We start from the raw sequence: 13350 nt of genomic DNA, 5'->3' as shown, positions 1-13350 counted from the left end.
CGAGCTTGTCGGCGATCTCCCCACGGGACAGGTAGTGAATGGTCATGGTCTCCCTCGTATCGGCAGGCGTCGACACGGACCTTACCCCTTTTGGGTATTGGGTTGACTAGATACCTTATGGGGATTAGGCTACTGGCATGACCACCACCGAGAACGCCACGGCCACAGTCCAACTCTTCGTCTCCACCACCGATGCCAGCACGCGGCGCGAGAGCGTCGTCGTCGAGGACTTCCCCACGGTCACCGACGCATTCTCCGATCTGATCGCGTTCTGTCGCGACGAACAGTGGACCATCACACCAACGCTCGACGAGGACGGCGTGATCGTCTACCTACTCGCGGGTGACGACATCAGCGAAGGACTGGCGACCATCAGTTGATCGAGAGACGACCTAGCCCGACACCGCGTAGGTATCGGGCTTCGTTGTGCGCGTGAGGCTCGAGGCTCTGAGTGACGCTCTGAGTGACGCTCTGAGCGTCGTCGAGCACGAGAGCGCACGCGGGTCGGTCGACGTCCTCGCGATGGCGCAGCGTCGAGCTCGCGGCCGGCACGACGTACAACGACGAACGCAGACCCCCAGGGGTGGGAGGTCCCTCCCGGGTGTCCACCAGCCCGGCAGCCAGGTACTGCACATTTTGTCGGCTGCGGTGCGAAAAGAACCGCATTTTGACGCCCTCAGACGCCCTGAACAGGCTTTTCGGGCTGAACCCGCGTTCGAATGCCGGCCCCAGCTCGACGTCCAGCATGGTTCGGGTCGACAATGCGTTCGATATCTGGTGTATTTCACAGCCGCTCAACGGGTTTCGCAGACGTGGGCAGGAACATTGGACAGATCACCGTACGGCGTACGACCATTGGTGCTCGATCGTTCACCAGCAGAGAGGGGCCTCAGATGCCCACGATCACCCCCAAGTTCCCCGTAGCGACGGCCACGAAGGAGCAGCACGCCGAGATGGCGAGGATCGCTCTCGCGAAGGTCTACGAGCACGCGCCCTACACCGCGGAGGTCGATTACGATTTCTGGCTTCAAGTCGCGGGTCTGCACTCGTTCCTGTCCGGCCCAGCGGACTGATCGCTCGTGTTCACCGACGCAGAGCTCGCGGGGTGGTTGGTCGCCGAGCGGGATCACCGGATCGCCGAGCTCGAGCACAGCGGCCTCGAATCGTCCGAGGTGCTCGACGGACTCAGGGCGCAGATCGTCGACGCTGCGATCGCTCGCCAACTCGACACGGTCGGTCTCAGACCGCAGAACGTCGCCGACCTGCTCGCCGCGCTCGATCACACGAAGTTCGTCCGGCCGGACGGCACGGTCGACGTCGAGCGGGTCGAAAAGGCTATCGGCGCTCTCGCACGCGGTGCCGCGACCGAGCACCGACCACCCCCTCGTTCGTCGGACCGCGCCCCCGAACCGCGGTGTCGGTCGCTACCTCGAAAGGACATGACTACATGACTACCGATGACCTAACGGCCGGCACCGAGTCGGTCGTCGACTTCTACCGCGCCAAAGCGAAGAGCGTCGGCATCGTCCTCGAGGCCGACGACCTCGCGACCGCCGCGGATCTACAGGCCACGACCGACGACATCGCGGCGCTCGACGCGGCTCTCGCCGCCGACGGCCGCACGATCACGACGAAGAGCGGAACGATCAAGATGCACCCCGCGGTGGCCGCGGTTCGGCAGCTTCGTATGACCCGAGCTCGCTTGGCATCGGTCATGGACGCGCGGATCCTCGCCGCCCGCTCGACGTCTGGAGCTGCGAGCGGTGGGCAGACCGGCATTCGCGGGGTCTACACCGGAGACGGATCTCAGAACCAGGGACGGGACAACGAGCGCGGAGCTCGTCGCGGCAAGGGACGTGTGGCGCGCCCCCGAGCGGGACGGGGTGCGTGATGGCTCGACCGATGCTCGCCTCCGACCTGGCGGACGCGAGTCGTTCCGCTGCCCTCACGTTCGACGACGTCCCGCTCGAGCTCCGTCCGAGCAACTGGCGTCGGTGGCTCGGCAAGGTGAAGACGAGGCACATCGGTGAGGCGGTGGCCAGTGAGATCGACGAGAAGCGAGCGCGCGAGATGGCTGCGGGCGAGATGCAGCGGGACGCCTATTGCCAGTGGCTCGCCGATCGCGACCTGACGACACCAGCCGGACGGCCCGTCAGCGGATGGGATTCGACGACACTCGCTCGATGGGAGAACGGCCAGTGAAGACGCTGCGAGTGCCGGCCCGGTGCCACAACGGGCATCACCTCGAACCGCGGACCGTGTACGTCCGGCATACAGGGGCGACCGCGTCACGATCGGGGCTCACACCCACAGGCTGGGAGTGCGTCGTATGTGTTCGAGTGGCGTGCTGGACCGCGCAATTTCCCGATCAATTAGCCCCGGCCGAGCTACTCGAACCGGAGAACTACAAGCGACAGCTCGAGGGAGTCTTACGAGCTCGGATGCCAAAATTTACTACCGCCGTTGACTTCCGGTCCGGTTGGCAGTTCGCGGACCGCGACTCGACTCCCCAGACGCGGGCCGAATGGCAGCGCGCCGCCGAAGACGCCGAGCGCCGGATGATTGCTCGGAAAGCACGAGAGCAACAGGACACCGAGGATCGCCGAGCTCGGCAGATCCGCCGCGAGCAGGCCGACGACGCTCTGCGGTCGATCCGCGCTCTGATGGGTGCCGCGTCGTGATCGTGTTGCGACTGTTCGGCGTTGAGGTACTCGCTGTCGGCCGTCCCGAGCTCGACGATCCGGACATGGATCCGTGCGACTCCACCGCAGGCAGTTTCGAGCTCGCGGACCCCGAACTCGCCGAACGTGACCACGACGTCTACCTCGCAATTAGGCGACGGCGACCGGCCATCGTGGCAATTGGATCGAGGTATCGAAAGCGGAACTCGGGGACTACCGAAGTGTTCGGGTTTGGTGCGTCCGAAGGTTCGCATACTCAGAAAGCTGAACATATGTGAGTCAGACGCCAGCGACGTCCCGGCGCTTGCGTCCTAGAACCACGTCCGCGCCGCGCCGCGCCGAAAATTGGACAGTTCGACAGTCCGGCTAGTCTCGGACCGGTGGAGAAGAACCAGCTGTACTACGGCGACAATTTGGATGTCCTGAAGCGCTACGTTCGGGACGAGTCAGTTGATCTTGTCTACTTGGACCCGCCATTCAACTCGAACCGCAACTACTCGGTGATCTTCAGTCGGAACGACAAGATCGAGAATGAAAACACCGCGCAGATCGAGGCGTTCGAGGACACCTGGCGCTGGACGCATGAGACCGAGCTCCAGTACAACGAATTCGTAACAGATGCGCCTCTCCGGATGGCCAATGCGCTCGCCGCTTTCAGGGTGCTGCTAGGCGAGAATGATGCCCTCGCCTACCTGGTCAACATGGCACCGCGGCTACAACAGCTCCATCGCGTGATGCGTCCAACAGCGTCGCTCCACCTGCACTGCGACCCGACCATGAGTCATTACCTCAAGATCCTTCTCGACGCCATTTTCGGGGCACGGAATTTTCGCAATGAGATCAGTTGGCTCCGAACCTCAGCGAAGGGTCTCAGCACCGTTCGACTGTCGAACAACCACGACGTCATTCTGGTCTACGGAAAGTCGGATGCGTGCGTCTTTGACGAGGATGCGATGTTCATCGCGTACCGCGAGAACGAACTCGACGACAAAACGCTGGCTAAGTACGCCGCTAAAGACGCAGACGGCCGCCGATACCAACTAACTTCCCTGATCAACCCTGCAGCGGACAGGCCAAACTTGACTTATGAATTTCTGGGAGTGACGCGGGTTTGGAGGTGGACCAAGGATCGAATGCAGGCCGCGTACGAGGCCGGGAAAGTCGTACAGACGGCTCCCGGTCGAGTCCCTCGGGAAAAACGCTACCTCGACGAACAACGGGGTAAACCTATCGGGGACGTATGGACCGACATACCACCGATCAACTCACGCGCCGCCGAGAAATTAGGATACCCAACTCAAAAGCCATTGGCGTTGCTCGACAGGATCGTAAAGCTCGGGACCAAACCGGGCGATATAATTCTCGATCCATTCTGCGGGTGCGGCACTACAGTTGATGCCGCTCAACGTCTAGGACGGCAGTGGGTAGGGATTGACATCACTTACATCTCGATTGATCTCATCAAAAAGCGGCTACAGCATACCTACGGGGACGAGATACTGGAAACGTTCCAAATGAACGGCATCCCGTCGGATTTGGCTGCAGCCCGAGCCCTTTTTTCGCAATCCCCGTTTGACTTTGAACGATGGGCAGTCTCTCTCGTCAACGCAGAACCAAATCAGAAACAGGTGGGAGACAAGGGGGTTGACGGAATTGCCAGGTTCCCGCTGGGAGGTAAAGGACAGTTCGCGAAGGTCTTGGTATCAGTCAAAGGTGGGAAGAACCTTAATCCGGCCATGGTCCGGGATCTCAGCGGAACAGTCGATACGCAGAAGGCAGCGATGGGCATTCTGCTCACTCTCACGACGCCAACCAAGGGTGTGATCGACGCTGTTGACCACGGCGGCATCTATACACACCCCGCGAACAACCAGACGTTCCCGCGGCTACAAACTTTCACAGTTGGACAACTCATGGCCGGCCAGAGACCTCAGATGCCACCAACAGTCCTCCCGTACATCAAGGCCGAGAAAAAGGAGTCGGAAACACCTGACGCGTTGTTCTGATATTGCAGCAGCGATTCACCCGGGATCTTGGTACGACGTGGTTTGAAAGGGTACGCGCAAGGATCAGAACTGCCAGCCCTCTTGCCGACCGAGCTCGTTCAGAGTGATACACCTGACCCCATAAGGTGCGGCGACATTGGGTATTTTGAGATTCTTCTGCGCGGCACCGGGCCCCTTTGCCCGCTCGTCGGTGACAACAATTGCACCAAGGCGGTACGCGTGCGCGATGACCCAAGGATCGGCCGCGTTTTGCTGGCCGTCAACCCATAAGGGGTACGTGTCTGATATTTCGGTGACGATCTCTATGTCGGCCTCTGTGGGTTCGTCTACGAACCCATCTAATCGCTTCGCCCACGGAGCGAGCTCATCCTCCACCCGGTCGAGCTCTTCTAGTACGTCTCTTGGCATCAAGATTCGTCCGGCACGAACCAGGTTTTCCATGGCCTCCCAGATGGAAGGGTGTAGATCCCGCGGGGTGTAGCGCTTCATAAGGACCAGCACGTTTGTGTCGATCACAAAAAGATCTGTCACCGGCCCACCGCACGCCGCTCGATTTCGAGTTCCATCTTGTCGACTGTGGGGAGCTTCGCCTCAAGAAAATAACTCGCGTCCACCGGAGAGATGCTTCCGCTGTGCATTGCCTCAAGCACGACAGAAACATACGTCTCACCGAGGTTTCTCAGCTTCAGAATGTGCGCAGGGGCGAACCCTGGGCTCGACTTTTGTGTTTCCTTTTTCTCCTCAGATTTAGCTCTGGCAATCGCGAGCTGCCGTCCGAGCTGATTAGAACTCATCATTTCACACGCGTGGAGCTGAACAGCCACTGCCGATTGGCTCACACGAAAGCGGGTAGAAAGTCGGTCTAACGCCTGAGCAGGTTCGCTATTACCCAGGGCGGTAAGCAACGCTTCGCGCGGCAACAAAAATGCCGCCGCAAATGAGTTGCATACGGACTCGGTTCCAGACTGAGTGTAGACGTCGCATATACCACTAGTGTGGCTCAGCAAATGCCCGAGTTCGTGAAACAACGTGAAAATCCGACGCTGTGGTTCGTCAGACCCATTCAGCAGGATCAAGCTCTGCGTTTCGAAGTACACGGACATTCCAAGAAACTCAGTTGCGGGGATTCCGCTTGTCTGAGAGACCATGATGCCGAACCCCTCGACGGCAGTGATCCATCCATTCAGCGCGGCCCGAACGTCTCGAAAGCGTCGCTGGTCGTCAACGGTGATACCGGACAAGTCGCGAACTGCGTTAGCAGTGGCCTCCACGCTGTCGCGGGATAGCCGAACATCGGGCATTCGCCCTGTGGGGCCGGACAGATCCAGTAGGCGGGCCCTGCGGTCGCGGGCCTTCCGCAGTTCGGAAATCACCGCTGTACTGACCTCGCCGCGATGATCGCGACGAAAATCGGGAAGTTCGGGCTGCCCAGGGAATTCGCGACCCTGACGAGACAACAAAGAAGCCGTAGTCGTACCGAACAACCGAGCGAGTTTCGAAGTTGGACGAGAGTGGGCTTGGACGTTTCCTGCTCCCACTCGATCACCCGTTCGGATGTGGTATTCAGCCGCTTGGCGACGCTATCAATCGTGTGACCTGCTTGAAGCCGCGCGGAAGCTAGGGTGCGTCCGTTGACCGATGCGGACGGAGACCGTGCCACAAAGATCCCCCTCGCCCTTCGATGACTCGTGACCGATAACCATGACATGCGTCTTGACGCCGTTGCTAGTCTCCCGCGGCGTGTTCTCCGAAAGTAGCAGCGTGTCGGCGACTCGGAACCTACATTAGCTGTCCACGATCGCTGGACTGGCAACGCCGGTACGGGCCAAGTACGAAGGGGTGAGCGACCGGTGACGCCGCCAACCTCACCATGCCAGGAGCGCAGGAGGGGACGCGGTGACCGCTTGGCCGATGGTGTCCGACTGACTGCCTATGCTCGCGGCATGGAGGATAGGCACAAACCGGTTCCGAAGCTGCTCTACCATTACACCAATACCGCTGGCTTGGCAGGCATCTTGGCCTCCAACTCGATATGGGCAACGGATGCTCAGTATCTGAATGACACTCGTGAGGTGCGCTTCACGGCCGACAAGCTGGTCGAACTACTTACGTCGCGAGCGAATGTGCTCGACCTGCAAAACCACGCGGCGGATAAGTCGACGGATCCTGTTGAGATCGACGATGCCAAGACCGAACGCGCCGAGGGTTTCCGTACTGCCGCCAGACTGATTCGGGCCGTCGGCACCGTAGACAAGCCTCTTAGCAACCCGTTCAACGCGAGCGATCGACGAATCTACGTGACCAGTCTGAGCGCGGAAGCGGACTCGCTTAGCCAGTGGCGGGGCTACGGGGCGAACGGAGGAGGCTACGCAATCGGTTTTTCAAGTTCGTCCCTGTCCGAGCTGCGATTCAAATTCACAAACACGGAAACCGACCCGCTCAAGATCTTCGCCATTGCACAGTTGGAAAGCAGCATTCCCGCGGAAATGGATGTCTTTCGGCCGAGACCACTCGATCATTTCGGCTCCGCGTACGGCCCAGATTTCACGCGCTACGGCGATGATGCAGTCCGCGCTATGTGCCAGTCTTTCATAGACAGGATTGGCTTCGACGGGCTCAAGGATCCGGAGATGGTTCGCCGCGACATGGTTTCGACGACGACCTTTCTCACCTCGCTGAGACTCTTAGCCCTGGCGAAAGATCGATCTTTCGAACCCGAGAGTGAGTGGCGTGTCCTGATAGCCGAGCCGTACCGAACCCCCGCGGTCTCGTTTCGAGATGGGGGACCGAAAGGGTTCGTTCCGTACGTTGCATTGGAACTGCCGAAAGCGTCCGTCGAAACTGTGTGGATCGGGCCGGGTGGCGACACGAAGCTCCGAGAGCACAGCCTGCGCCTGATGCTCGCCTCGCGAGGACTCGACGACGTCGAGATCGAACATTCAGAGGTACCGTTCAGGGCCTAATTCCGCGACCTGGCGTACACGCAGAACAGGCCCCGCATCGACCGGGAGACCAGTAGCGGGGGCCCTTCCGGTCGGGTTCGGCCGTGCGCTAGAGGTGTTCGGCGCACCCGGTAGGGATCGCGAAAGTGAGAAGGTCGAATTCCTCGCGGCTCAAGTTAACCGCGAGTGTCGATGTGAACTCGATCGACGGGTAGAAGTCGTCGAACGTGACAACCGGCTCAAAGTCGTGGAACGTGACAACCGGCTCAAAGTCGATTGCATTTTCTGCGGTGGTGGTCTTTGCGTACGCGGGGTGACGCCTCTCGGGGTGTAGGCGGGTTGCGTCGTGGACGCACCGGCTCGACTACCAACCCCGTTCGCGCCATTCGGTCAGGTGAGGGCGCTCGGCACCAAGTGTGGTGTCCTTGCCGTGGCCGGGGTAGACGACTGTGGCATCGTCGTACCGATCGAATACCTTGGTTGCCAGGTCATCCATCAACGACGTGAAGTCTTCGGGGCTTGTTGTCCGTCCAGGACCCCCGGGGAAGAGTGAATCTCCGGTGAAGAGGTGGGTGCGCGCGCCGTCGGAATCGGTCAGTGCGAGGGCGATGGAACCGGGGGTGTGTCCGGTCAGGTGCACCACATCGAACGTGAGCTCGCCCACCGACACGGTGTCCCGATCGGCCAGCAGGCGGTCCGGAGCCACCGGTAGGGGGCCGGCATCGAGTTCGTGGGCTGCGGTCGGCGAGTCCGTACCGCCGGCGATGTCTGCCAGCGCCTGCCAGTGGTCGGCGTGCTGGTGAGTCGTCACGATGAGTGAGAGTGTCGGCGCATTCTCGTCGATGAGCAACGAGATACGGTCGGCCTCGTTGGCGGCGTCGATCAGCAGCGAGTGACCTGTTGCGGAACAGACGACAAGGTAGGTGTTGTTGTCCATGGGGCCGACCGACATCTTCGTGATCGTCGCTCCGGGAATCGTTCGCCGCTGCGGCTGCGAACCCTGGGAGACGACGCCGGTGTAATTGTCATCGATGACCATGAGGTGCTCGTCCATTTCGAGGACGCTACCGTCGTCGACGGCACGATGGGCGTCGGGGTCGCGCACGTGGAAAAGTCTGTCGGTGCCTGGATCTACCATTGCTACTGCGTGAGGTTCGTCCCTCACCACAACAGGTTTTCGACGTGGGGTCCACGGTTACACGACGGTGACCGGTGCGTCGGCATCACACGTCATCACGCGACTCGAAGGTCGTGCAGTGCTGCGCCCCGCAGCAACTCGGCTGGACGTGCTCGTTCGGAAAGAAGGGAACACAGTGGCGGATCGCCTGATAGTGCGAGGTGCACGGGAGCACAATCTGCGGGGAGTCGACATCGACCTGCCGCGGGATGCGCTGATCGTGTTCACGGGTCTGTCCGGCTCGGGCAAGTCGTCCCTCGCCTTCGACACGATCTTCGCCGAAGGGCAGCGTCGCTACGTCGAGTCGCTGTCCGCATACGCGCGGCAGTTCCTCGGTCAGATGGACAAGCCGGACGTCGATTTCATCGAGGGCCTCTCGCCTGCAGTCTCCATCGATCAGAAGTCGACCAACCGCAACCCGCGATCGACGGTGGGCACCATCACCGAGGTCTACGACTACCTCCGTCTGTTGTACGCGCGTGCGGGAACGGCTCACTGCCCCGTGTGCAGCGAACAGATCGCGAAGCAGACTCCGCAGCAGATCGTCGATCAGGTGCTGGACATGGAGGAGGGCCTGAAGTTCCAGGTTCTCGCGCCGGTGGTGCGTACCCGCAAGGGCGAGTTCGTGGACCTGTTCGATTCGCTCAACACCCAGGGCTACTCGCGTGTTCGGGTCGACGGCGTCGTACATCAGCTCACGAGCCCGCCGGTGCTCAAGAAGCAGGAAAAGCACGACATCGAGGTCGTCGTCGACCGCCTGACCGTCAAGTCGAGTTCGAAGCAGCGGCTGACCGATTCGGTGGAGACCGCTCTTCGGTTGGCCGACGGCATCGTGGTGCTCGATTTCGTCGACCGTGACGAGAATGCGTCGGACCGTGAGCGCCGGTTCTCCGAGAAGCTCGCCTGCCCCAACGGTCACCCGTTGTCGATCGACGATCTCGAACCTCGGTCGTTCTCCTTCAACTCGCCGTACGGTGCGTGCCCGGATTGCGTCGGGCTCGGCGTCCGCAAGGAGGTCGACCCGGAGCTGGTCGTTCCCGACGGCGATCTCAGCCTCGCGGACGGTGCCATCGCACCGTGGTCGATGGGCCAGACGTCGGAGTACTTCGGTCGCCTGCTGTCCGGGCTCGCCGACGCCATGGGATTCGACCTGAACGCGCCGTGGAACAAGCTGCCCGCCAAGGTCAAGCGTGCGGTCCTCGAGGGCAGCGATCACCAGGTGCACGTGAAGTACAAGAACCGCTACGGCCGCACGCGGTCGTACTACGCCGAGTTCGAGGGTGTGATGCCGTTCCTGCACCGCCGGTTGGAGCAGACCGAGTCCGAGCAGATGAAGGAACGCTACGACGGCTACATGCGCGACGTGCCGTGTCCCACCTGCAACGGTGCCAGGCTGCGGCCCGAGATCCTGTCGGTGACGATCGCGGCGGGCGACTTCGGGCCGAAGTCGATCGCCGAGGTGTGCGAGTTGTCGATCGCCGACACCGCAGATTTCCTGAACAGCCTCACTCTCGGTCGCCGCGAGGAAGCAATCGCAGGTCAGGTCCTCAAAGAGGTGCAGGCTCGGCTCGGCTTCCTGTTGGACGTCGGTCTGGAATACCTGTCACTGGCCAGGACCGCCGGCTCGCTGTCCGGCGGCGAGGCCCAGCGCATCCGACTCGCCACCCAGATCGGGTCGGGACTCGTCGGCGTTCTGTACGTCCTCGACGAGCCTCGATCGGACTGCATCAGCGCGACAACCGTCGGCTCATCGACACGTTGACGCGGCTGCGCGATCTCGGGAACACGTTGATCGTCGTCGAGCACGACGAGGACACCATCCGCACCTCCGATTGGATCGTCGACATCGGTCCATTGGCGGGTGAGCACGGTGGACGCGTCGTGCACAGCGGTTCGTACGAGGACCTGCTGACCAACGAGGAATCGTTGACCGGTGCGTACCTGTCCGGGCGGATGGAAATTCCGCTGCCCGACACCCGTCGTGTCGTGGACAAGAAGCGTCAGGTCACCGTGGTCGGTGCCCGAGAGCACAACCTCCGCGGCATCGACGTCAGCTTCCCGCTCGGCGTGCTGACCTCGGTCACCGGGGTGTCGGGTTCGGGCAAGTCCACGCTCGTCAACGACATCCTCGCGACGGTGATGGCGAACAAGCTCAACGGTGCCCGTCAGGTTCCCGGTCGGCACACGCGCATCAACGGACTCGATCAGCTCGACAAGCTCGTGCGGGTGGACCAGTCGCCGATCGGACGCACACCGCGCTCGAACGCGGCAACGTACACCGGGGTGTTCGACAAGATCCGCACCCTGTTCGCGGCGACAACCGAGGCCAAGGTGCGCGGCTATCAGCCCGGTCGATTCTCGTTCAACGTCAAGGGCGGCCGGTGCGAGGCATGCTCGGGAGACGGCACCCTCAAGATCGAGATGAACTTCCTGCCGGACGTCTACGTTCCGTGCGAGGTCTGTGAGGGTGCGCGGTACAACCGCGAGACACTCGAGGTCCATTACAAGGGCAAGACCATCGCCGAGGTCCTGGACATGCCGATCGAGGAGGCCGCCGACTTCTTCGAGGCCATCACCTCGATCCACCGTTACCTCAAGACGCTCGTCGAGGTCGGTCTCGGGTACGTCCGCCTCGGCCAACCGGCAACGACGTTGTCCGGCGGCGAGGCGCAGCGCGTCAAACTGGCCGCAGAATTGCAGAAGCGGTCCACCGGCCGTACGGTCTACATCCTCGACGAACCGACCACCGGCTTGCACTTCGAGGACATTCGCAAGTTGCTCGGCGTCGTGAACGGTCTCGTGGACAAGGGCAATACGGTGATCGTGATCGAGCACAATCTCGACGTCATCAAGGTCTCGGACTGGGTCATCGACATGGGTCCCGAAGGCGGCTCCGGCGGCGGAATGGTTGTGGCGCAAGGGGATCCGGAGGCCGTGGCCGCGGTTTCCGAGAGCTACACCGGCAAGTTCCTTCAGGAGGCGCTCACTCGTGAGTCCGTCGTCGCTCCGCCGGTGAAGGCCGCTCCGAAGAAGCGCAGGCCTCGGAAGGTCGCCGCTGTCCGATAAGCGCAGCAGACAGGGGTAACAGCCCGCGCACGACGAAGCCGCATCCGGTACTCACCGGATGCGGCTTCGTGTGTGTCTACTTCGCTGGTGTTCTGCTCAGTGCACCGGACCGGTGTACTTCTCGCCCGGGCCCTTTCCTGGCTCGTCCGGGTGGGCAGATGCTTCCCGGAATGCGCGCTGCAGTGCCTGCAGCCCGTCGCGAATGGGTCCGGCATGGGGGCCGAGGTATTCCACCGACGCGGTGACCAGGCCTGCCAATGCGGTGATGACGCGTCGTGCCTCGTCGAGGTCCAGGTAGGGGCTCTCCGCGGGATCCGGCTCGGAGAGACCCAACTTCTCGGCTGCAGAACTCATCAGCATCACCGCAGCGCGGCTGATGACCTCGACCGCGGGGACCTCGGCGAGTTCACGGACTTCGGGCTCGGCACCCAGGGGGTCGGCACCTGCGGCATCGTCGGGATTGGGGGAGCTGGTCATGCCTACGAGAATCCCACGCCGCCTTCGGCCGGCAGAATCGGGTGCCGACGCTGTCCGGGGCGATCGGGCTCGATTGTCGGTTTCTCGAATCGGCTGGTACTGTGACTCGACGACCGTCTTCGGCGTGCGCTCCTCGATGGAGTTCACCGCACGGAGGCAGCAAGTGGAGCCCGACTCCCACCGGCACGTAGCCTTCAACAAGCTACTTCCGGTCCGGTCGCACGATGGAGATCTTTACCGATTTCCGCTGTGCTTCCTCCCAGTGAGGAGACTGTACGACGATGGTTGTCGTGCGGATCGACCGGTCGACATCGGGCCCTGCTATCGGATCACACCGAGAGCAGGGTTTTTTCGTTGCAGCGGTTCACATCGCTGCGGGGAATGTCGAGGATCGACGGCGACGGGCTGTGCCAGTGGCAGGCGGTCGGGTTACACACCACACCGCACTACCTAGGAGGCCCCATCAGCACTGAGACCCGCATCAACGATCGCATCCGAGTTCCCGAGGTCCGGCTTGTCGGACCGGGCGGTGAACAGGTGGGGATCGTGCGTGTTGAAGATGCACTCCGCTTGGCTCTCGAAGCCGACCTCGACCTTGTAGAAGTAGCTCCCGACGCACGTCCGCCGGTCTGCAAGATCATGGACTACGGGAAGTTCAAGTACGAGGCTGCGCAGAAGGCGCGCGAATCGCGCAAGAACCAGACGCTGACCGTCATCAAGGAGCAGAAGCTCCGTCCCAAGATCGACGCACACGACTACGAGACGAAGAAGCGCAACGTCGTTCGCTTCCTCGAAGCCGGCTCGAAGGTCAAGGTCACCATCATGTTCCGCGGCCGCGAGCAGTCGCGTCCCGAACTCGGCTTCCGTCTGCTGCAGCGCCTGGGCGCGGACGTCGCGGAGCTCGGCTTCGTGGAGACCTCGGCCAAGCAGGACGGCCGCAATATGACGATGGTGTTGGCACCGCACAAGGGTGCCAAGACTCGCGTCAAGGCACAGGAGAG

14 protein-coding genes and 1 pseudogene are annotated in these 13350 nt (G+C 61.9%); 10 read left to right on the top strand and 5 right to left on the bottom strand.

The features are described from left to right. Window positions 1-137 precede the first annotated feature (137 nt). Window positions 138-380, top strand: coding sequence for a hypothetical protein (locus tag RHBS_RS14870; RefSeq protein ID WP_128645935.1), 243 nt, complete (start codon window positions 138-140; stop codon window positions 378-380). Here RHBS_RS14870 and RHBS_RS14865 read toward each other — a convergent pair. After that, entirely contained in the window at window positions 373-666 is a 294-nt protein-coding gene (locus tag RHBS_RS14865) for a hypothetical protein (RefSeq protein ID WP_128645934.1), read from the bottom strand. The genes RHBS_RS14870 and RHBS_RS14865 overlap by 8 nt on opposite strands. A gap of 227 nt (window positions 667-893) precedes the next feature. On the opposite strand from RHBS_RS14865, the gene RHBS_RS14860 reads away from it, so the two are divergent. The 6 genes from RHBS_RS14860 (at window position 894) to RHBS_RS31555 (ending at window position 4687) form a co-directional block, all read left to right on the top strand. Beyond that, window positions 894-1073, top strand: a complete 180-nt coding sequence (locus RHBS_RS14860) for a hypothetical protein (RefSeq protein WP_128645933.1) — start codon at window positions 894-896, stop codon at window positions 1071-1073. A gap of 6 nt (window positions 1074-1079) precedes the next feature. Beyond that, window positions 1080-1451 (top strand): hypothetical protein, encoded by a 372-nt coding sequence (locus RHBS_RS14855; protein ID WP_128645932.1) that lies wholly within the window; start codon window positions 1080-1082, stop codon window positions 1449-1451. Further along, window positions 1448-1891, top strand: coding sequence for a hypothetical protein (locus RHBS_RS14850; RefSeq protein WP_128645931.1), 444 nt, complete (start codon window positions 1448-1450; stop codon window positions 1889-1891). Before RHBS_RS14855 ends, RHBS_RS14850 begins: the two co-directional genes overlap by 4 nt. A gap of 11 nt (window positions 1892-1902) precedes the next feature. Next, window positions 1903-2202: a hypothetical protein gene (locus RHBS_RS14845; protein WP_128645930.1), complete on the top strand. Its 300-nt coding sequence runs from the start codon at window positions 1903-1905 to the stop codon at window positions 2200-2202. Window positions 2203-2441: 239 nt separating this feature from the next. Next, window positions 2442-2681, top strand: a complete 240-nt coding sequence (locus tag RHBS_RS14840; RefSeq protein ID WP_128645929.1) for a hypothetical protein — start codon at window positions 2442-2444, stop codon at window positions 2679-2681. Window positions 2682-3061: 380 nt separating this feature from the next. Beyond that, the gene (locus RHBS_RS31555; RefSeq protein WP_128645928.1) at window positions 3062-4687 is read left to right on the top strand and encodes a DNA methyltransferase; all 1626 of its coding nucleotides are present in this window, start codon (window positions 3062-3064) and stop codon (window positions 4685-4687) included. A 63-nt stretch (window positions 4688-4750) separates the two neighbouring features. Here the strand turns inward: RHBS_RS31555 and RHBS_RS14830 are convergent, their stop codons facing one another. Continuing rightward, window positions 4751-5218, bottom strand: a complete 468-nt coding sequence (locus tag RHBS_RS14830; protein WP_128645927.1) for a DUF4411 family protein — start codon at window positions 5216-5218, stop codon at window positions 4751-4753. Beyond that, window positions 5215-6060, bottom strand: a complete 846-nt coding sequence (locus RHBS_RS14825; protein WP_128645926.1) for an ImmA/IrrE family metallo-endopeptidase — start codon at window positions 6058-6060, stop codon at window positions 5215-5217. The genes RHBS_RS14830 and RHBS_RS14825 overlap by 4 nt, the downstream gene beginning before the upstream one ends. A 531-nt stretch (window positions 6061-6591) precedes the next feature. Between RHBS_RS14825 and RHBS_RS14820 the strand changes: the two genes are divergently transcribed. After that, on the top strand, window positions 6592-7650 hold the full coding sequence (locus tag RHBS_RS14820) for a DUF2971 domain-containing protein (protein ID WP_128645925.1): 1059 nt from the start codon (window positions 6592-6594) through the stop codon (window positions 7648-7650). Between the two features lie 343 nt (window positions 7651-7993). Here RHBS_RS14820 and RHBS_RS14815 read toward each other — a convergent pair whose 3' ends face one another. Further along, window positions 7994-8683, bottom strand: coding sequence for an MBL fold metallo-hydrolase (locus RHBS_RS14815; RefSeq protein WP_128645937.1), 690 nt, complete (start codon window positions 8681-8683; stop codon window positions 7994-7996). 259 nt (window positions 8684-8942) lie between these two features. Here RHBS_RS14815 and uvrA point away from each other — a divergent pair. Then, a pseudogene (gene uvrA / locus RHBS_RS14810) lies at window positions 8943-11872 on the top strand (excinuclease ABC subunit UvrA). A 96-nt stretch (window positions 11873-11968) separates the two neighbouring features. Here the strand turns inward: uvrA and RHBS_RS14805 are convergent. Continuing rightward, window positions 11969-12349 carry a DUF1844 domain-containing protein gene (locus RHBS_RS14805; RefSeq protein ID WP_045199679.1) on the bottom strand — a complete coding sequence of 127 codons (381 nt, stop codon included), beginning with the start codon at window positions 12347-12349 and terminating at the stop codon, window positions 11969-11971. A gap of 381 nt (window positions 12350-12730) precedes the next feature. On the opposite strand from RHBS_RS14805, the gene infC reads away from it, so the two are divergent. Further along, window positions 12731-13350: translation initiation factor IF-3 (infC, locus tag RHBS_RS14800; protein WP_374700606.1), on the top strand; the 620-nt coding region annotated here is incomplete at its 3' end.

The sequence above is a fragment of the Rhodococcus sp. BS-15 genome (genome assembly GCF_000813105.1).
Classification (GTDB): Bacteria; Actinomycetota; Actinomycetes; order Mycobacteriales; family Mycobacteriaceae; genus Rhodococcoides.
Note: the sequence above shows the minus strand (reverse complement) of the source record. Positions and strands in the feature narration are given on the sequence as shown.